At 42.9% G+C, this 19,595-nt stretch carries 15 protein-coding genes and 2 pseudogenes; 3 read left to right on the plus strand and 14 right to left on the minus strand.

The window, feature by feature from the left end:
• Positions 1-1,658: 1,658 nt before the first annotated feature.
• Positions 1,659-1,803: pseudogene (gene safA / locus AC1DVB_RS18580) on the minus strand (SafA/ExsA family spore coat assembly protein); the annotation flags it as partial.
• Between the two features lie 337 nt (positions 1,804-2,140).
• On the opposite strand from safA, the gene ypfJ reads away from it, so the two are divergent.
• Positions 2,141-2,986, plus strand: coding sequence for a KPN_02809 family neutral zinc metallopeptidase (gene ypfJ, locus AC1DVB_RS18585; protein WP_262869552.1), 846 nt, complete (start codon positions 2,141-2,143; stop codon positions 2,984-2,986).
• A 776-nt stretch (positions 2,987-3,762) separates the two neighbouring features.
• Here ypfJ and rpsN read toward each other — a convergent pair.
• From rpsN to purT, 10 genes and pseudogenes are all read right to left on the minus strand, one after another.
• Complete coding sequence (gene rpsN / locus AC1DVB_RS18590; protein WP_477590395.1) at positions 3,763-4,032, minus strand: 30S ribosomal protein S14; 270 nt, start codon at positions 4,030-4,032, stop codon at positions 3,763-3,765.
• Positions 4,008-4,262 (minus strand): annotated as a pseudogene (locus tag AC1DVB_RS18595) (hypothetical protein); the annotation flags it as partial. The gene rpsN and the pseudogene AC1DVB_RS18595, both read right to left, overlap by 25 nt.
• Positions 4,263-4,324: 62 nt before the next feature.
• Positions 4,325-4,474, minus strand: coding sequence for a 50S ribosomal protein L33 (gene rpmG, locus AC1DVB_RS18600; protein ID WP_034310390.1), 150 nt, complete (start codon positions 4,472-4,474; stop codon positions 4,325-4,327).
• A gap of 22 nt (positions 4,475-4,496) precedes the next feature.
• Complete coding sequence (locus AC1DVB_RS18605) at positions 4,497-5,684, minus strand: GTP-binding protein (RefSeq protein WP_477590408.1); 1,188 nt, start codon at positions 5,682-5,684, stop codon at positions 4,497-4,499.
• Positions 5,685-6,094: 410 nt separating this feature from the next.
• Positions 6,095-6,265, minus strand: a complete 171-nt coding sequence (locus AC1DVB_RS18610; protein ID WP_400450258.1) for a hypothetical protein — start codon at positions 6,263-6,265, stop codon at positions 6,095-6,097.
• A 157-nt stretch (positions 6,266-6,422) separates the two neighbouring features.
• Positions 6,423-6,803 (minus strand): nucleotide excision repair endonuclease, encoded by a 381-nt coding sequence (locus AC1DVB_RS18615; protein WP_170946990.1) that lies wholly within the window; start codon positions 6,801-6,803, stop codon positions 6,423-6,425.
• Positions 6,804-6,997: 194 nt separating this feature from the next.
• Positions 6,998-7,150 (minus strand): YpzG family protein, encoded by a 153-nt coding sequence (locus AC1DVB_RS18620; protein ID WP_072272311.1) that lies wholly within the window; start codon positions 7,148-7,150, stop codon positions 6,998-7,000.
• Between the two features lie 103 nt (positions 7,151-7,253).
• The gene (locus tag AC1DVB_RS18625) at positions 7,254-7,901 is read right to left on the minus strand and encodes a DUF4352 domain-containing protein (RefSeq protein ID WP_400450255.1); all 648 of its coding nucleotides are present in this window, start codon (positions 7,899-7,901) and stop codon (positions 7,254-7,256) included.
• Positions 7,902-7,921: 20 nt separating this feature from the next.
• The gene (locus tag AC1DVB_RS18630; protein WP_477590398.1) at positions 7,922-9,292 is read right to left on the minus strand and encodes an alkaline phosphatase; all 1,371 of its coding nucleotides are present in this window, start codon (positions 9,290-9,292) and stop codon (positions 7,922-7,924) included.
• A 904-nt stretch (positions 9,293-10,196) separates the two neighbouring features.
• Entirely contained in the window at positions 10,197-11,357 is a 1,161-nt protein-coding gene (gene purT / locus AC1DVB_RS18635; protein WP_477590400.1) for a phosphoribosylglycinamide formyltransferase 2, read from the minus strand.
• Positions 11,358-11,632: 275 nt separating this feature from the next.
• Here purT and AC1DVB_RS18640 point away from each other — a divergent pair, with 275 nt between their 5' ends.
• Positions 11,633-11,959, plus strand: a complete 327-nt coding sequence (locus AC1DVB_RS18640; RefSeq protein WP_222620010.1) for a hypothetical protein — start codon at positions 11,633-11,635, stop codon at positions 11,957-11,959.
• A gap of 440 nt (positions 11,960-12,399) precedes the next feature.
• Here the strand turns inward: AC1DVB_RS18640 and AC1DVB_RS18645 are convergent, their stop codons facing one another.
• The 3 genes from AC1DVB_RS18645 to katA all read right to left on the minus strand — a co-directional run bounded on the left by AC1DVB_RS18645 (position 12,400) and on the right by katA (position 16,839).
• Positions 12,400-13,593, minus strand: a complete 1,194-nt coding sequence (locus AC1DVB_RS18645) for a M14 family metallopeptidase (RefSeq protein ID WP_477590403.1) — start codon at positions 13,591-13,593, stop codon at positions 12,400-12,402.
• Positions 13,594-13,653: 60 nt separating this feature from the next.
• Entirely contained in the window at positions 13,654-15,186 is a 1,533-nt protein-coding gene (locus tag AC1DVB_RS18650; RefSeq protein ID WP_477590405.1) for a glycosyltransferase, read from the minus strand.
• 198 nt (positions 15,187-15,384) lie between these two features.
• A complete protein-coding gene (gene katA / locus AC1DVB_RS18655) occupies positions 15,385-16,839 on the minus strand; it encodes a catalase KatA (RefSeq protein ID WP_034310374.1) in 1,455 nt (484 codons plus the stop codon).
• A 619-nt stretch (positions 16,840-17,458) separates the two neighbouring features.
• On the opposite strand from katA, the gene AC1DVB_RS18660 reads away from it, so the two are divergent.
• Complete coding sequence (locus AC1DVB_RS18660; RefSeq protein WP_057278002.1) at positions 17,459-18,349, plus strand: TetR/AcrR family transcriptional regulator; 891 nt, start codon at positions 17,459-17,461, stop codon at positions 18,347-18,349.
• The last annotated feature ends 1,246 nt before the right edge of the window (positions 18,350-19,595 follow it).

Raw genomic sequence — 19,595 nt, forward strand, 5'->3', positions numbered from 1 at the left:
GGGCTGCCCTCCGTTTTGGCTGCCCATCATCATRCCTGGTGGCTGACCTCCGTTTTGGCCGCCCATCATCATGCCTGGCTGRCCTCCGTTTTGGCCGCCCATCATCATGCCTGGCTGAACTCCGTTTTGGCCGCCCATCATCATGTCCGGCTGGCCTCCGTTTTGGTCGCCCATCAACATGTCCGGCTGGCCTCCGTTTTGACCGCCCATCAACATGCCTGGCTGACCTCCGTTTTGGCCGCCCATCATCATGCCTGGCTGACCTCCGTTTTGGCCGCCCATCAACATGCCCGGCTGGCCTCCGTTTTGGCCGCCCATCATCATGCCTGGCTGACCTCCGTTTTGGCCGCCCATCATCATGCCTGATGGCTGGCCTCCGTTTTGGCCGCCCATCATCATGAATCCTTCCGATTCTACTGACTCATCATCAAATTGATATTGCATATCCATTCCCATCTGAGACTCGTTAGGTGACATCCCTGGGTATGGGGCCTGTTGCTGTGATTGAACGGGTTGATATTGGTGATAATCCGGATGGTGATGTGCATTGGCATCCATCCCTTGGTTCCCTTGATACTGTCCCTTCACTTCCGGGCCATAAGTTCCAAGTAGCCCCTTATTACAGCCGCAATCTTCCTCTTCCTCACCGGCAGTCTGTGAAAACTGAGGGAAGTTTTGATTGTAGGAAGGTGATTCGCCTGGTGACTCATAATCTTGTTGCATATATGAACCTGCTTGAGGTTGTTGATTCATCCCTCCATAATAATGGTGCGGAACCGGTGCGGAGGCTTGATATGGATAATATTGCTGGCTTGGTGCATTCATGCTCGCCCCTTGGACAAATCCATGATCCATCATTTCCATGTCAGGAGATTCTCCCCAAATATCAGAGCTCTCTTCCATCATTTGATAACCATGCATTTCCGGAGCCGCCTGATACCCTTGAACGCCTTGGTATGGGGCTTGCATGCCTTGCATGTGCATATGCGCCCACGGTGGCGGTTGAATGCAATAGCCGCTTCCAGGCAAGATTGGCGTTACTGGAATACAATCATCCACCGACTCATCCTGAGCTGACTGTACAGCTGGCTTTTTCTTCTTCTTTTTAGTGACTGCAGGCTCTTCTTTTTTCTTTGGTAAAGGCGGTGGTGCAGGAGGCTTTTGCACACTCATATTAGTCATGTTGACCATATAATAATTATTGACATCGATCTCCGGAATTACCGGCATAGGCACCGGCATTTCTTTTGGAACGACTTTTTGCTTTTCTTTAATGATAGGCTTTGGCTGAATGATTTGCTGCTCTTTTTTTGGTTTTTGAACGATTGGTTGCTCTTTAACAGGCTGTTGAAATTTCGGTTGCTCTTTTACGGGCTGTTGAAATTTTGGCTGTTCTTTCACCGGTTGTTGAAATTTCGGCTGTTCTTTTACCGGTTGTTGAAATTTCGGCTGTTCTTTTACCGGTTGTTGAAATTTTGGCTGCTCTTTTACGGGCTGTTGAAATTTCGGCTGTTCTTTTACAGCCGGTTTTTGCATGATTTGCTGCTCTTTCATAGGTGCTGGCTGAGCCTGATACGGTTGAATTTGGGATTCTTTCATTCCCGGCTGAATATTCACGTTTGGTTTACCCGTTTCTTTTATTACAGCTCCGGATGTCCCTGGAATTTTAATTTTCATACCGGGCATCATCATGTCCGGGTTGCTCAATTGCGCGTTAACTTTTTTAAGTTCTTCAAAACTGACGCCGTATTTTTTGGCGAGTTTCCAAAGTGTATCGCCTTTTTGGACTATATGAATTTTCACGCTGTTAACCCCTCCTGTGCATATGTCCATATATTCTATGAAGCAGTGGGTGAAATGCTATTATTTTTATCATGAAAACTTATGCGTGAAAAATGACTTTTATGATTGGTTCAATGATTTAGGGACATGGAAGCTACTTTTTTAGAGAAGAAATAAATGATATGACATCTTAAAAAAGGAGATTCCATTGCATTCAGGAGGCAATGGTTTTTTAGTTATGTTCTGAAATGCTTCAATCAAGCTTCTGTCTAAACTTAGGGAAATACGGGTATAAGAAAGTAAATGGCCTAAGGCTTTGTCTTCAGGTACTTATCTTACATTCCTGGGGGGAATAATAATGAAATGGAAAGGTAGACAGGGCAGCTCGAATGTCGAGGACAAAAGAGGGATGACCGGAAAAAGCATGGCAGGAATCGGCGGAGGGGTCGGATTGGTAATTGTCTTGATCGTGACTCTCCTTGGCGGTAATCCAAGTGATTTGCTGGGCAGCTTGAATTCTACTGAACCGAACAATGGCAGCTCTTATGTCGAAACGGATGAAGAGAAGGAGCTTGCGCAGTTCGTATCTGTCGTCCTTGCAGAAACGGAACAGGTCTGGACAAAAGAGTTCCGTAAAAATGGACTGGAATATAGGGAACCTACCCTTGTCATGTATTCAGGCAGTGTCGAATCGGCATGCGGGATGGCAGCTTCTTCGGTAGGGCCATTTTATTGTCCTGGTGACATGAAACTATATATTGATCTCAGCTTTTATCAAGAGTTGAAGCAAGAATTCCAGGCACCCGGGGATTTCGCTATGGCCTATGTCATTGCCCACGAGGTCGGACATCATGTTCAGACACTTTTAGGGACAACGGAAAAGGAAATGCCCGATCGGTCAAAGGTCAGCGAGACTGAATATAATAGGTATTCTGTCCGTCTTGAATTACAGGCCGATTATTTGGCTGGGGTGTGGGCACATCATGTCCAAGGAGAGAATTTGCTTGAAGAAGGCGATCTTGAGGAAGCCTTGAATGCAGCAAGTGGTGTGGGAGATGACCGTATCCAAAAAAAGGCACAGGGGTACGTGGTTCCAGACAGCTTCACGCACGGTACATCCGAACAGAGAAAACGGTGGTTCAATAAAGGATTTAAATCCGGTGATATGAATGAAGGCAATACTTTTAAAGCGAATAACCTTTAAAAGTTCTACTTGTTTCAAAACATAAAAAAAGGGGGAGTTCATCCCCCTTTCAGACTGAAGACAAATTCGAAGAAAAGCGAGTTTGTCTACTTTTTTATGGTGAAAATTATATTCGATTTCAGAAATCCGCTCCCTTTCCGCCGACTGTCTGCCAAGCCTTCTCGACGCAAGCGTCTGTGGTGTCTCGGCTAGMAAGTTATTCCGGCWGGAGTGTCGCAATTTTCTTCMATCYWWTGAGGATTACAGGTGAAAAACTTAAAGGATAAACTAGWCTTAAATATAAGTTGGGATGAGACCAGCCTTCAGTTTTTTCTAGAAAACATTCYAGYTGATTTCAGAAATCCGCTCCCTTTCCGCCGACTGTCTGCCAAGCCTCCTCACCGCAAGCGGCTGTGGGGTCTCGGCTAGCCAGTTWTTCGGCAGGAGTGTCGCAATTTTCTTCMATCYWATGAGGATTACAGGTGAAAAACTTAAAGGATAAACTAGTCCTAAACATAATTCGGTGTGCGATCAGCCTTCAGTTTTTTTCTAGAAAACATTTCCGCTCCCTTTCCGCCGACTGCCTTCCATGCCTCCTCGGCGCAAGCGCCTGTGGGGTCTCGGCTAGCCAGTTTTTCGGCAGGAGTGTCGCAATTTTCTTCAATCTTATGAGGTTTCGTCCGTATAAACAAGCACTACACTGCCCTTTATTTCGGACTCCATCCCCTTTTTGTCGCCAAACTGAGGGGCCCTTTTAACAAGTGCCCTTTTCTTATGAATGATTTAGAACTACCCGCTCACCAGCTTGACTTTTTGACACCCGGCAGTTGCCCTTTATGAGCAAGTTCCCTAAAAACGATACGTGACATGTTGAATTTGCGCATATATCCACGGGGCCTCCCCGTTACTCCACAACGATTGTGAACCCTTGTCGGCGAGGAATCACGAGGGAGTTTGGCCAATGCGGCATAATCCCCTTTCTCCTTCAATTCCTTTCTAAGTTCTGCATACTTTTCGACCATTGCCACCTGTTTTTGCGCTTTTATAACCTTGRATTTTTTCGCCATTTATATTCTCCTTTTTTAAGATCTTGTATGAAAAATCTATAACTATTTACAATTCGTTCCGCTGCCTGTCTTGCTCCCGATATGTTCCTGGATATCGGGAGCATTTCAAGTTCAGCCAATGCACCCGTGACATATAAACCAAGCCCCCATTGCAACGACTGCGATACAATTGGATAACCACATTCCGCGCAGCGTAAATCATGCGACCGGATGACTGGCGTCAGCCAATCCTCCCTCCTTTTACATCCATTCTCTTCGATAAAACATAATCATTACGATTTAAACCTTAAAATTACTTCGTTTCACGGTGAAGCGTGTGTTTCTTCAATCGCGGGCAGTACTTTTTCAATTCGATCCTGTCCGGATTATTCCGCTTGTTTTTCGTCGTAATATAATTTCGGTCCCCTGATTCTGTGCATGCTAACGTAATGTTTACTCTCATTTCTATTTCCTCCTAAAGTTTTTTAATGAACGATTTCCGTAAATGCAGGCAATCGATCTTCATAAAGAGACCAATCCTGCTGCATCTCCATTTCCGTCAATAAGCATTGATCTAATTCATTTTCGATTTCCTGTTGATTCATTTGAATGCCAATCATCACAAGCTCGGTCATCCTGTCACCGTATACTGCATTCCACCGTTCCAATAATCCAGGTGCTTCCTTTAAAATTTGGCGCTGTTCTTCCTCAGGGTAAGCTGCAATCCATTTACCGGCTGCTTGTAAAGTCAATGACGGTCCTGCCTGCGAAAGCAAGCCTGCCGTATCATTTCTCGATGCCAGCCAAAGGAATCCCTTCGACCTCACCACTTGTACGGGCCAGTTTTCCAACCACTCCATCAGCCGTTCGGGATGAAAGGGTATTCCCCTCCTGTAAACGAAGGAAGAAATCCCATACTCCAAGGTCTCCGGGATATGCTCTTCATTCAATTCCTTTATCCAGCCGGCTCCTTGGCTTGCCTCTTCAAAATCAAATAAATGTGTATTCAATACATCCTTAAGCGGCACCTTGGAATGGTTTGTTTCGATAATTCTCGCATCGGCATTCATTTTATGAAGAACCGCCTTCAATTCCGCAACGGCATCAGCATCCATCAGATCGATCTTATTTAACAGGATGACATTGGCGAACTCTATCTGATCTATTAATAGATCGACCACTTCCCTGCCATCCGCAGCATCAGTTGCCTGCATCCTGTCAATAAGCGTTTCTCCGGAAGTGAARTCTTGCCAGAAATTATACCCATCAACAACGGTAACCATCGTATCAAGCCGGCAAGATTTCGATAAATCAATTCCCATGCTTTCATCAACATAACAGAAGGTTTGGGCTACAGGGACCGGTTCGCTTATCCCAGTCGATTCAATCACGATGTAATCAATGTCCCCTTGTTTCGCCAATCTCTCCACTTCAATCATCAAATCCTCACGAAGCGTACAGCAAATGCAGCCATTCTGCATTTCCACCAGTTTTTCATCCGTCCGGGTAAACCCTCCTTGTTTGACCAGCGAAGCATCAATATTGATTTCACTCATATCATTAACGATGACGGCAACCTTCAGATCATCCCGATTCTCAAGAATATGATTCAAAAGCGTCGTCTTTCCTGCACCAAGGTATCCACTCAATACCGTAACCGGAATTTTCTTCATCTCCACCCCTTACCACTCCTTTACCTAATTTCTTTGCTTCAAGTAAATCAAAATCATTACGATTTAAACACCAAAGCAATCTCCATATAAAAACACTCTCTAATAATAAAACGTAATCATTACTATTTGCAAGTTTTTTTAAAATTGCCTCCGAATACTTCTCATGAACCCATGTAATCACGCTTGCTCCGACACACCACGGATAAATGAAAGGGTCTGACATTAAACAATAAAATTAAATGGAAGCCCAATCACACATTACATCATGTGTAAGGAACCTCCATTGCAGTTTAATCATTTTAATGTACCTCTATATTTACAAACAGCTGATCATTAACAACGTTTCATTATCCAATACATTTTTCTTTTTCTTTGTTGCAAATCGAGAAAAAAATTATTGGCCATTGTGCTTATTCCGCCATTTCCCACCCTGAAGATGTTACTGTCTTTTGTTCAAAAGTTTCAATCTCTCTCTGTTTCGCCAGCTTAGAAGCTTGTGATATGGACCACGTTAAATTCCCAAAGGCAATCACTGTCCCGATCGAGATAACCAACACCTTTTTACAAAGTATTTTCTTCAATAGCTTCCTCCTGAGAATGTATTGGAATACTCTAAATATATACCAACATTGTTAACCTAACATGTAGCTGCTGTAAATGTACGAAATTATTTCTGTACATATCCCTAAACACAAAAAAAGCTGAGTGCATATGCAGTCAGCTTTTCATAGGTGTTTCTTATTTATAAAACACTTTATCGACGTTGTATTTAGCATGAAGCTTGTTGATCATGTACGTTTCATAGATTTCACGTTCCATAGCGTCTTCGACTAAAAGAATGTCAATTTTCTTGACTTCATTACGGTGCTCTTTAATCGGAGAAACATTATCCTCGAAATGCTTCTTGACCCTTGGTCTTAATTTACGGGCTTTACCGACAAAAATCAGTTCATCATTCTCATTGTAAAACAAGATGATTCCGCCTTTATCACGGGGAATCAAATGAAAATCGATAAACCCGTAAATTTCAGGAATGACAGCTTCGTCTCCTTCTATAACTTGCTTTCTTTGTTTGATGCTTATATCCGCTGCAGGGATTTCAATTTTAATCATTACAATTCACGTCCTCTATTTGTATAAGGTGAAACTTTCAATCGACTCCAGTTTCACGCCAAGCTCATCACTTCAATCTCAAAGGTAAATGGTATCATAATTATGAGTGAAAAGCCATGAATGCCTTGCTTGGATTAAGATGATTCTAAATATAAAGAAGAAGACTCGCTGGGAGCCTCCTTCTTTGTCGGAAATATCCGTTACCACCTGTGAGCCTTTGCATTGCTTCTTAGTATAATGTTTGTTTGTGATTCTTGCGTGTGGCCATTAACTTGAGATTTTGAACGCTTAGGTCTTGTCCAATTATGGTGAAACTTTTGAGAATGTGGATCTAATTGATCTTTATAGCTCATTCTGTGTCACCTCATCATTAGGATTTGGATATTCCGTTCAGTGATAGTAATCCCCATCACTTGTTCTAGTATTTTATTTTTCCAAGCCATTTATACATATTCTTTAAAAAGCGAATTCAGCTGACTTGCCTTTTGCAAGGACTTTCCCTTCGTCATTCACCGCATCACTTGACATGACGGATATGCCTTTTATGTTTCCATCATTTAGAATGAAACCAATGTTTCCGCTTTTTGAACCGTTTCCTTCTATTTCACCAGTAAGTTCTTCCAAATAGATCTCATCTTCCCATGTCAGATGTTCTCCTCTGTCCGTTTCAAGGAAAGCAACTGGCGAAAACTTAATTTTTTTATCCGAATTGTTTTTGATTTCCACGTTCACTTTTACGATATCGAAATCTTCATCATGCGTATAGCCGTGGAAGAAATCGATCATGCTGTAATCCGGAGTGGCATGCATCACTTTCATTTCTTTGATGTTAACCTCGATCGGGCCAACATTCAACGTTTCATTCACTTTTTTATAGGCCTTCAAGGTTAATTCACCTTTGGCATCGGAAACGTTCTGTCCGATCTGGTTCAAGTTTCTATCATCAGGAAGCTGCGGATTCGGAACATAGACATCCTTTTTTTCCAGTGGTCGTGCAATTTCCTCTGTTTTTTCTTTAGCTGTCGTTTCTTCTTCGTAAGCTGGTTGGGTATTAAGAGCACCAAATGCCGTTAATAACAGGGCACCGATCATCAGTCTGTTCATTGAATCCCTCCCTGAAGTCATTATTTCTTTAATAGCTCAAAAATGATTTTGGCTTGATCGGTGTTATCGACCTGCCCGGCAAAACGTTCTTTATATGGCCCGTATGCGTAGACTGGAACATCTTCACCCGTATGTCCCCCAGTAGTCCAGGCAGTATTGGTCCGGTTATCGAATATGGCTTCGATGGCATTATCGACATTCGTCACATTTTTTGATTTGGCAGCTTCAGTTACCGTTTTGATTTCACCGTCAGTTAACTTCACTACATTTTGGTTAATATATTGCTTTAGCGTCTTTTCGACATCAGCGCCTTTGACGATGGCATCCGCCATGAAGTCAGGAGTGCGTTTGGCTGCCTTGATTGGCTCACCGTACCAGTTATATATTCCTTTTGCTCCGATCGAGAATCCTCCTGTAGAGTGATCCGCCGTAGCCACCACTAAAGTATGTTTGTCTTTCTTCGCAAATTCCATGGCCGCTTTGTATGCTTTTTCAAAGTCTTCCATTTCACTCATTGCACCTACGATATCATTATCATGTCCTGCCCAATCGACCTGGCTTCCCTCGACCATAAGGAAGAATCCATCTTTATCTTTATTCAAGCGCTGGATCGCCGAACTTGTCATGTCTGCCAAAGAAGGCGTTTCACTTGGGCGGTCAATCATTTTCGGAAGTCCTTCAGAGGCGAATAAACCAAGAACCTGCTCATTTTTGTCCTTTAGCATTTGATTTTTATCCGTCACATAACTGTAACCGTCTTTTTCGAAGGCTTTCGCCAAATTGACATCAGGCCGGACAAAATTGGACTTCCCTCCGCCCAATAAGACATCAATTTTATGTTTGCCTTTGATTAATTCGTTATAATAATCGTCTGCGATTGAATTCATGTTTTTCCGATTTTCATCATGGGCGCCAAAAGATGCAGGCGTAGCATGAGTGATTTCCGAAGTGGCAACCAATCCCGTCGCTTTTCCTTTTTCCTTTGCTGCTTCCAATACGGTTTTGACTTCGGATTTATCATTATCCACTGCAATGGCAGCGTTATAAGTCTTCACTCCTGCAGACATGGCCGTAGCGGCTGAAGCTGAATCCGTTATATTTTGTGCAGAGTCTTCTGGGTAAGTCATCTGCTGGCCAACCAAGTATTTATCAAACTCTGTCCGTTCTGCCACCTTCGTACCAGGATTATCTTTTAAATACCGGAAAGCGGAGGTATAGGAAACACCCATGCCGTCACCGATAAGGAAAATAACGTTCTTGATTTCCGGTTCTTTATTTGGGTTCCCCTTTGCCGAAACACGATCCGCACCGGACCATGATAAACTTCCAAATGCCAATGCAGAAACGAGCGTGATGGGTAAAACCTTTTTACTCCAAGTAGTGCGATTCAAATGAATGACCTCCCGTTAATGTTTTCTATTTAATTTAACTATAGGTGAAGAAAATGAACTCAATGTCAAGGCTATGTAAAAAAGTGACAGGATAATTGTTAAGACAAAGTAAAGACAGCATGTGGAATTGGTTATTCAGGGAAGTCATCAGTAGCTAGGGTATATTTACAGGCCATTGAACATCTTCAAATCGGATGATTGTTAGGAGTTTAATGTGCTATTAATGGAGAAAAAAAATGGCTGTTTTCACATACTTTGTTGCTATTTACCAGGTAGTGAGTTGTGGTTGATTTCCCCTCCAGATGCTCGCTTTCCGCGGGCGGTGAGCCTCCTCGGCGWAAACGCCTGTGGGGTCTCACCTGTCCCGCTGCTCCCGCAGGAGTCTCGCACTTCCGCTCCAATCCCACCTTAAATAGTTTCGTTTTAAAAACAACAATCCTTACGAAAAGAGCCAAAAAAATAAAGCATCCGAATAAGGATGCTTTAGAGTAAGACAGCAGACAAAGTCATCTTTGAGAAACGTTACATTTTTTTGAAAATCTGCATTTTCGCCGACTGACTGTCAAACCTCCTGCCGCAAGCATCTAGCTGAGTCTCGGCTAGCCAGTTATTCGGCAGGAAAATCATGAAGTAAAAACTATTCTTAAACCGTTCGGGATGAGACCAGCCTACGTTTTACTTTAAAAACCATTCCAGTTGATTGGAGCGGGTGTTCGGGACTCCTGCGGGAAAAACGTGTCCAAGGGAGGCCCCACAGGCGCAAATGGCGCCGAGGAGGCTTCCGGACCGCCCGCGGAAAGCGAGTACCTGGAGTGAAGATCATGTTCCATTTGATTTAAGAAATCTGCTCCCTCTTCCTCTTGTCGACAAGCTGAAGCGCTCCATTCAAAGAGCGCTTTTTTCACTATTCTTTCTCTATAACTAAACATTCCAAAGCACGGGCCGCATTCACTCTCGCCACCTCGATGGAATCGGCAGACGACAGGGCGACCGCAACCCTTCTACCTGCCTTTGTAACAGGTTTTCCGAAAAGACGCACTTGTGTATTAGGTAAAGCCAAAGCCTGTTCAACACCGACTATTGAATATTCCGATAACTCATCTTGCGCTTTTAATGGACGGCTGGCACCTGGACTGATCAGCTTGATTTCCGGGATGGGGAATTCTAGAATCGCCCGAATATGAAGGGCAAACTCGGACAAATTCTGAGTCACCAATGTCACTAGCCCCGTATCGTGCGGACGTGGGGAAACTTCACTGAAATAAACTTTATCCCCTGAGAGGAACAGCTCTACCCCGAATAATCCGTACCCGCCAAGTTCATCCGTAATGGCATGGGCAATTCTTTTCGCTTCCATTATTTGTGCTTCTGTCATATTATGCGGCTGCCAGGATTCAATATAATCCCCGCCCTGCTGAATGTGACCGATTGGAGCACAAAACATGGTACCATTTACTGCCCGGACAGTAAGCAGCGTGATTTCCGAATCAAAACGGATAAATTCTTCAATGATCACCCGTCCATTTTGAACCCGGCCGCCTTCCATCGCGATTTTCCAGCAATCCTCCAGGTCACCTTCCGTGCGGCACACACTTTGCCCTTTACCTGAAGAACTCATCAGCGGTTTGACGACATTGGGAAACCCAACTTCCTTGGCAGCTTGGACAAATTCTTCATAAGTGTTTGCGAATTTGTAGGCTGCTGTCGGAATCTCCAGAGTTTCAGAAGCCAGCCTCCTGATCCCTTCACGATCCATCGTCAATTTAGCGGCTCTTGCTGTCGGAATGACTTGAAAGCCTTCCTCTTCCAACTTGACTAATTCGGATGTGGCGATGGCTTCTATTTCCGGTACAATCAAATCGGGTTGTTCTTTCTCTACAACTCCCCTTAGTTGTTCCGCATCCAGCATATCGATCACATAACTGCGATGAGCGACTTGCATGGCAGGGGCATGTTCATAGCGGTCTACAGCAACGGTCTCCACACCAAGTCGCTGAGCTTCAAGTATGACCTCTTTCCCCAATTCACCTGAGCCCAATAATAAAATCTTTTTCGATTTATACATTCAGTCTCTCCTCCTTAATTCCTCAAAAACATTATATACGAACTATAAACGAATAAACATAAATATTTATTCGTATTTTCATTTAAAATCACACTGAAAACAGGAAATGAATAGATTTATTTCCCGTTATCAAATACCAACTTGACAAATAGGATTAATACACTTTATACTGCTTTTATATAAGGAATATATATAAGCTGACTAGTCTACTGGAGGCTCTCTATTCAACAGGAATAGGGGGTTTTTTCGTTTTTACAATGAGGGAGGAGTTTACTATGCAAAAGGAATTGCTAAGGACCATTTCCCCTGTCATGAATGAGAAGAAAAATGGGGGCTTAGAAGATATGGAGTACCTTAATCTTCCTGACAGACTATTTTTCCACTGGTGCCAGCAGAAATATCGACTGAATAAAGGGGTTTACAACACGATCGATCATTGGTTCTATGAATACGGCATTGTCCATATTCTTCACCGCCGGATCAACCTTTTAGCCTTTTTGGATTTCGCTTCTACCTCGGAACAGGAGGCCGGAAAGACAAAGTTCATTAAATTCGGCAATGGTGGCCTAAGGCAAAAGCTACAGGAATTCATTGCAGATTAACCTGAATCTTATAGGGCCCTTATCAGTAATATGCCCATTCTCCACCTACTGGTAAGGGACACTTTTACGAATGTCGAAATTTGCAATACGATTATTTTTGAAAATGTAAGCGCTTTCTATTATAATGAAATTAGGTTGGATGGCATGCGTGGCCGTCACAGTATATGGCGTAGGTGGGGCCAATACTAGCGCTAAGGAAGGTTAACTTCTTTACCGTAAAACTATTAGATTTCCTTTTGGTAGGGGCTGCAATATAACCGAGGCATGGAAAATGTCCGTTCATTTCAAGCTAAAAAGCAATTTATTCATGCAATCGATAAGTAAAGCATAACTTTACTTATTTTTTGCAGCAGCCCTCATCGTTTCAAGTCTAATAGTTTATAAGACTAAAAAGCTCTACCCCATGGAAACGGAGTTGAGCTTTTTCATTTGGTCAAATTTCACATATATAACCCTGCCAAGAAAATCCCAAGCGACTTCTGATAAATCTCATCGAACTGTGATATGGGAAGGGGATTCGTTCCTTTGCCCAGCTCCACGGTAAACCCGGGCCTGCGCCAATCCTGAATGTACCAATCCTTATACCCTGCGTAACTACCGGCGGATTTGACAGGCTCATATCCACTGACCCTCGCAAACTCATTGACTATCGTTTCCGACTCGGGTGGTTCCAAACCTTCAAACCCCCAATAAATGACCTCTCCTTGGGTGTGGAAAGCAAGGACTTTGCCAAAATCACGTTTTTTTGTCAACTCTGACATTGCAATGGCCTCTGGCTGTGTAAGCGGCCCTTCCCCTGGATAATTTGCCGGACCTGGCTCCGTTACATTATTGCGGGCTTGTTCCAGTTCCCATTTGGCGGGAAATTGATCATTTAGATCCACCCCGTTAATATTGGCTTTCCAGCCAGAGAAGTCTTCGCTGCCATTATTCCATTCGATGAGCCGTCCTCTCAAAGACTCATCTGCAGGCGGTCCTTTCAAAACCAACTCCACTCCGTCCGGATTCACCATTGGGACGATCGACAGCATCGTCTGTTGATAAAAGGGAAACATATCTAGACCGCGGATGTCAGCCTGATTCGTGATTGCAAGTAAATAATCATTTAAAAAGGTCATGATCACAGGCGTCGTTATCCACTCATTCGCATGAAAGGAACCATTATAGTGAACTCGTTTGTTGCCATTTCCAATCAGAACTTCGGGGATATCCCTTTCAAGCACGGAGTCCCCGATGGGGGAGGTTTTTATAAATGGATAGATTGTTTTCAAACGTCTAACATCGGTCATCATCGTCTCATAAGCATATTCCCGATTACCTTGAATGAGCCTCCACGTAATCCTTAATGGCACAGAAATTGTCTGACCGACTTGCAAGGCATTCGGGTTGAGATTGGGATTAACTAAAAATAGGGCATCCAATGAAAAATGGCGTGACCTGGCAATTGCCCATAACGAATCACCTTGCTTTATGGTATAGCCGGTCGTCGTAAAGCCAGGTATTTTGATTTGTTGGCCAATCATAAGTGCAAGTGGATCAATCCCACTATTGGAATCAATGATAAGTTGGTAATTCACCTTGAATAATTGGCTATAATACCACAAGGAATCATTTTGCCGCACAAAAACGTCCATACTGCACCTCCTCTTACCCAAATGTATGCAGATTCGATTCAATTATTGCCAAAGCAAAAGTCACTCCTCAAAACGAATCAAATTGGGGTTTTCATCCAGAATGCTTTGATATTGCTCAGTACTTCCATACGTACCATCAGGGTCTAATTCCCGATATCTTTTGAATTTCGCCATCCGATCTTCTTTTTTGACCCAGCCCAGATGCTTCAATCGTATGTCGGATAACTTGTGAGGCAATTCAAAGACATTTTCGGCAAATCTACCGCAATGCTGCGGCCTATCGTTCCATTTGCATTCAAACCCCTCCCGATATCTGACCAGGAACGGCCGGTGATACTGGTGAGCGCACCAGTGTTCATCCTCCCTGTAATGGGTTTCATTCCAAAAGTCATATAACCGGAAGCAATATACATCCACTTCTTGATCGCTTATCAGCTGCCTGACTTCCTCTTTGAACCTATTTTCAAACACTTCATCGGCGTCAAGATTTAAAATCCAGTCGGGATTTGACTTCACTGTCTCTGTCCATTGCATTTTACGAAGTTCAATTTCATTGGAGAACTTGGAGATGTCATTCCTGATGATACGCACCGGTATCCCTTTCAATACCTCTAAACAAACCTCTGCGGAATTGTCCGTGCTGCCGTCATCAATAATCACGGCTTCATCAATATAATCACGAATTTCCTCTAAAACCTTCCTTAGATAGCGCTCGCTTTCATTTTTCATGACCATGCTCAGCGTTAATTTAGGATGTGATGCTACCTTTGAACCTTCCCCCATATCCGTTCGATCAAGGAATTCCATCGCACCTTCCAAATCCGAATCCCTGTATATATGATAAGCGGGTAAGTGGGTATCAACATACATCGAAATCCCTAAAGCTGCTGCACGGATGCAAAAATGCCGGTCTTCACCCCAAAATGACAGATTCTCGATTCTATTAAAATTCACCCCAGCTTTCAAAGCTTTTTGGCTGATGAGTGTACAGGCACCCAGTCCCCCAACTTTATGAACACCAGGTGTTCGCATCTTACGAATGAACGATTGATAACGTGTGTTAATCTCCGAGTCCATCAACGCCTGACCGCGTGATATCTCCCATTGGGTATATTCATCATATAACCATACTTGAGGCCGCTCTTCGGCATCAGGCTGCCATTTTGTCCAGAAGATATTAGAGGTGATATCCTTATTTGCAGAAATAAGCTGGCTGATGGTCTGAGGATATAGCAGGAGGTCTGAATCGATTAGAAATAAATAATCATATTGTTCTTTAATCGCATGTTCGATTATCATATTTTTGAAATCCGCGACCTTCCATACCAAATTTTCATTCCAGTAATGGGTAGTGCCATTACAAACATAAACATCGCTTTGATTGGATGCCAGTAATTTGACATTGTTCTGCTCCTGACTGAAATCTTCGAGCATCTGGCTTGATCGCTCATCTTCATTGTCGTCAATGAAGAAATAGGCAAGTTCCTTCCCCTCCGCATCCAACCGTTTGAGTGAAAGCAGGAACTTTTGTAAAATATGTGGTTTTTGGTAAATTGGACTGCCCACTAACACCCGAACCTTTTTACTGGTCATTAATACCACCCTTTACTGTTGATCTTAACTGGCCCCCAATTAATCTGACTGCAAAAATTCCCCTGAAGACATTTATAACTATATATTCTTAACGAACTTGTCGGATGTCATTTAAAAACGGCGTCCTGCGTAAACAAAAAAGGCATCCATTCATGAATGGATGCCTTTTTGCATTTACTAGATTGGGAGAACCATATATTACACTTCCTGCGGTACTGATAAACCTAAACCTTCGGCTATGCGCGTTCCGTATTCCGGATCGGCTTTATAAAAATGACCGATTTGACGAAGCTTGATTTCCTCTAATTCCACAGGTTTCATTGCACCCACGATCGTGTCAACAAGGCGCGTTTTCTCTTCGGCACTCAATAGACGGTATAAGTCACCTGCTTGAGTGTAGTGATCATCACTATTATGACCAACTTGTGCAGCTTTCCCGGTCACCTCGAAAGGAGTGACTTTATTTTCCGTTGATTCGGCAGGGCCGCCAAAACTATTCGGCTCATAATAAACAGATCCCTTGCCATTGTCATCTGCACGCATGAAGCCATCACGCTGATAGTTGTTCGCTTCCACTTTCGGACGGTTAACCGGAAGCTGGTTATGGTTCGAGCCCACACGGTAACGGTGTGCATCTCCGTATGCGAAGAGACGCCCTTGAAGCATCTTGTCCGGGGAAGCCTCAATTCCCGGTACGAATGTTCCCGGTGAGAATGTGGCTTGCTCTACTTCAGCAAAGTAGTTTTCAGGATTTCTGTTCAATTCCATACGGCCAAGCTCAATCAGCGGATAATCCTTTTGAGACCATACCTTCGTCACATCGAATGGATCGAAACGGTATGTATCCGCATCTTCCAGAGGCATGATTTGAACATATAATTTCCAGGCAGGGAAGTCCCCTTTTTCAATGGCATTGAAAAGATCTTCCGTATGGTAATCAGGGTTTTCCCCTGCTAGTTTTGCAGCAAGATCCACATCTAGGTTTTTGATGCCCTGTTCTGTTTTGAAGTGGTATTTCACCCAAACGCCTTTTCCTTCTGCATTCACCCATTTAAATGTGTGGCTACCGAAACCATGTGTATGGCGAAGTGTAGCAGGAATGCCCCGATCGGACATCAGGATCGTCACTTGGTGCAGAGATTCCGGTGAATGTGACCAGAAATCCCAAACAGCCGTAGGATTTTTCAAATGTGTTTTAGGATCTCTCTTTTGTGTATGAATGAAGTCGGGGAATTTAATCGCATCGCGAATAAAGAATACTGGCGTATTATTTCCGACAATATCGTAGTTTCCTTCTTCGGTGTAGAATTTAACGGCAAATCCACGCGGATCACGGACTGTATCTGCAGAACCCAATTCACCTGCAACTGTGGAGAAACGGATAAAAAGATCTGTCTTCTTGCCCACACCATTGAAAAGTTTAGCTTTCGTGTACTGAGAAAGGTCGTTCGTTACTTCGAAAGTGCCGTATGCACCGGCACCCTTCGCATGAACCACACGTTCAGGGACACGTTCACGGTTGAAGTGGGCTAGCTTTTCCAATAAGTGTACATCTTGAATGAGCACAGGGCCGCGTTCGCCGGCAGTGATAGAGTTTTGATTGTCTCCAACTGGTGCTCCCCAGCTTGTAGTAAGGTTTTTCTTATTCGACATAATTGAACCACCTTTTCATTATTATTTATGTATATAATGATAAAGCTTCTCAGAAAAAAATCAATACTTATTTATAATAATTTTAATATAATAATCAATTCATTATTCATTCGTTGATGATATTACACCAAACACATCCATAATATGGATAGCACAAAAGGTATAAACGCTGGAGGAACAGCCTATTCACATAATTTCATTCCTAATAGTGGTATACGACCCTTATAGGCGATTTTCCTTCATGACGAGTGATTTTATCATTTCTCCTACCAATGGGACAGCAATCGAGAATGGTTAACGAATAATCATAGATACTTTGAACTACTTTACCTCTTTCCTTCTATTCATCTTATAACAAACCGAATTGTTCTCCTGTGACTTTGTTCACTTCGTCAGACTTTATTTACAGAATGACGAATAGCCGGATGCATAGAAACTGAATTTTTCATTGTTTTTGTGAATCATATCTTTCAACAGAGCCCTTCCTGAATCAGCTGAAACAAAAGGCCATCCCCCTTATTTTGCTAAGAAATTTGTAAACATACTGGTTTGTGTTCATATAGAAAATAAGATACTATTACGTTAAAATGACCGTCCAATAAGAGTAAGGGTGATATATATGAATGAGCGCAAACAAATGGTAGTTAAATATGCGCACCAATTATTTATTGAAAAGGGTTACCAAGCAACTTCCATTCAGGATATTTTAGATTATAGCGGCATTTCAAAAGGAACATTTTACAACTATTTTTCTTCTAAAAGCGAATTGCTTAAGGCAGTATTCCTAACTTCGCAAGAAAAATTCGAAAAAGAGCGGAATGAATTGCTGATTGGGCAAAACCTTGCAGATATTGAAATATTCATCAAACAATCAGAATTACAAATGCACTCAAACAAAAACAACAAAATCTTTTTCTTATATGAAGAAGTAATGATTTCAAATGATAACGAACTTAAGAACTTCATAACACATGCTAAATTCCAGCATATCCATTGGTTATCAAAACGGTTTCTGGATATTTTCGGTGCTGATAAAAAACCTTATATTTTGGACTGTGCCATTCTTTACTCGGGAATGATGCATCAAACGATTCATTTTAATGCCTTGGCTAAAGAGCCCGAGTTCAACCCTACTGAAATTATCCGTTATTGTGTCGATAGGATTAAATCGATTTTCGAAGATGTCAGCAAGTCAAATGCACAGCTTTTGGAACCCGATCTCATCAAGCAATGGCTGCCTGAGTGCTTCCATAACCAGCAGGATTTTCATACAGCACTCCTGCACTCTGCAAATGACCTAAAAAAGATGATCTTGAGGCTTTGCCAAGATGATGAAGCCGAACGGGTTAAAAACTTAAAATTGATTCACTTTATCCAAGAGGAATTATTACAAAACGTTGAACCGCGAACCTTTCTTATTGAAAGTGCCCTTCTTTCCTTAAACACCAATCCCAAATTAAAAAACACTTTGGAATTAAGTGAATTCGAAAAGATCATTGCCAACAACTAAAGAGAACCTAATGAATCCCATTTTGTAGACAAATGGGGTTCGGAATGGCCTTATCACCAACCATAATTTTTTAAGAAAACAAGTTATCCTTCATGGTTTTTTACTGTTTTATAAAATCCGCAACGGATTGAAGAAAACTAGCTGAAACGTTTGTAAAAAGAAACGTTGATTTCCACTMCAGGCACTCGCTTTCCGCGGGCGGTCCGGGAGCCTCCTCGGCGTCGCCTGCGGGGTCTCCCTTGGCCACGCTTTTCCCGCAGGAGTCTCGTACCTTCCGTTCCAATCAACTTTGTTTTATTTAGATAGAACCCTTTTAATTCAAGCTAGATAATATTTGTTTGCCGGCAGTCTTTTTTTTGTGGTTTTGTAAAATGGGAACGTTAGTTGATTTCCACTACAGGCACTCGCTTTCCGCGGGCGGGCGGGAGCCTCGTACCTTCCGTTCCAATCAACCGAAATGTTCCTATTCGGAACCAAGTTTAAAACTAGTTTATCCTTTAAGTTTTTTTCACCTGTAATCCTCATTGGATGGAAGAAAATTGCGACACTCCAGCCGAAATACTGGCTAGCCGAGACGCCACAGGCGCTTAGCCGAGGAGGCTTGGCAGACAGTCGGCGGAAAGGGAGCGGATTTCTGAAATCGACGGACCTTTTTAATGAAAAGACTGTAGCCAAACCGTGTTTTTATAACAAGACTTGCTTACCGTCATGGTTTACTTTTATATTGATAAAACCTATATTGGATGGAAGAAAATTGCGACACTCCAGCCGAAATACTGGCTAGCCGAGAGCCACAGGCGCTTGCGCCGAGGAGGCTTGGCAGACAGTCGGCGGAAAGGGAGCGGATTTCTGAAATCGACGGACCTTTTTAATGAAAAGACTGTAGCCAAACCGTGTTTTTAAAACAAGACTTGCTTACCGTCATGGTTTACTTTTATATTGATAAAACCTATATTGGATGGAAGAAATTTGCGACACTCCTGCCGAATAACTGGCTAGCCGAGACCCCACAGGCGCTTGCGCCGAGGAGGCTTGGCAGACGGTCGGCGGAAAGGGAGCGGATTTCTGAAATCGACTGGACCTTTTAAATGAAAAGACTGTAGTCGAACCGTCTTTTTAAAACAAGACTTGCTTACCGTCATGGTTTACTTTTATATTGATAAAACCTATATTGGATGGAAGAAATTTGCGACACTCCTGCCGAATAACTGGCTAGCCGAGACCCCACAGGCGCTTGCGCCGAGGA

Source organism: Peribacillus sp. P4_D6, from assembly GCF_056401795.1.

What these genes read in the sequence shown, in the direction of transcription:
- AC1DVB_RS18625 (WP_400450255.1), bottom strand. Translation starts at nt 7,901, where the DNA reads ATGAACAGACTGATGATCGGTGCCCTGTTATTAACGGCATTTGGTGCT.
- rpmG (WP_034310390.1), bottom strand. Translation starts at nt 4,474, where the DNA reads ATGAGAGTAAACATTACGTTAGCATGCACAGAATCAGGGGACCGAAAT.
- AC1DVB_RS18640 (WP_222620010.1), top strand. Translation starts at nt 11,633, where the DNA reads ATGCAAAAGGAATTGCTAAGGACCATTTCCCCTGTCATGAATGAGAAG.
- AC1DVB_RS18620 (WP_072272311.1), bottom strand. Translation starts at nt 7,150, where the DNA reads ATGAGCTATAAAGATCAATTAGATCCACATTCTCAAAAGTTTCACCAT.
- AC1DVB_RS18660 (WP_057278002.1), top strand. Translation starts at nt 17,459, where the DNA reads ATGAATGAGCGCAAACAAATGGTAGTTAAATATGCGCACCAATTATTT.
- katA (WP_034310374.1), bottom strand. Translation starts at nt 16,839, where the DNA reads ATGTCGAATAAGAAAAACCTTACTACAAGCTGGGGAGCACCAGTTGGA.
- AC1DVB_RS18645 (WP_477590403.1), bottom strand. Translation starts at nt 13,593, where the DNA reads ATGGACGTTTTTGTGCGGCAAAATGATTCCTTGTGGTATTATAGCCAA.
- purT (WP_477590400.1), bottom strand. Translation starts at nt 11,357, where the DNA reads ATGTATAAATCGAAAAAGATTTTATTATTGGGCTCAGGTGAATTGGGG.
- AC1DVB_RS18650 (WP_477590405.1), bottom strand. Translation starts at nt 15,186, where the DNA reads ATGACCAGTAAAAAGGTTCGGGTGTTAGTGGGCAGTCCAATTTACCAA.
- ypfJ (WP_262869552.1), top strand. Translation starts at nt 2,141, where the DNA reads ATGAAATGGAAAGGTAGACAGGGCAGCTCGAATGTCGAGGACAAAAGA.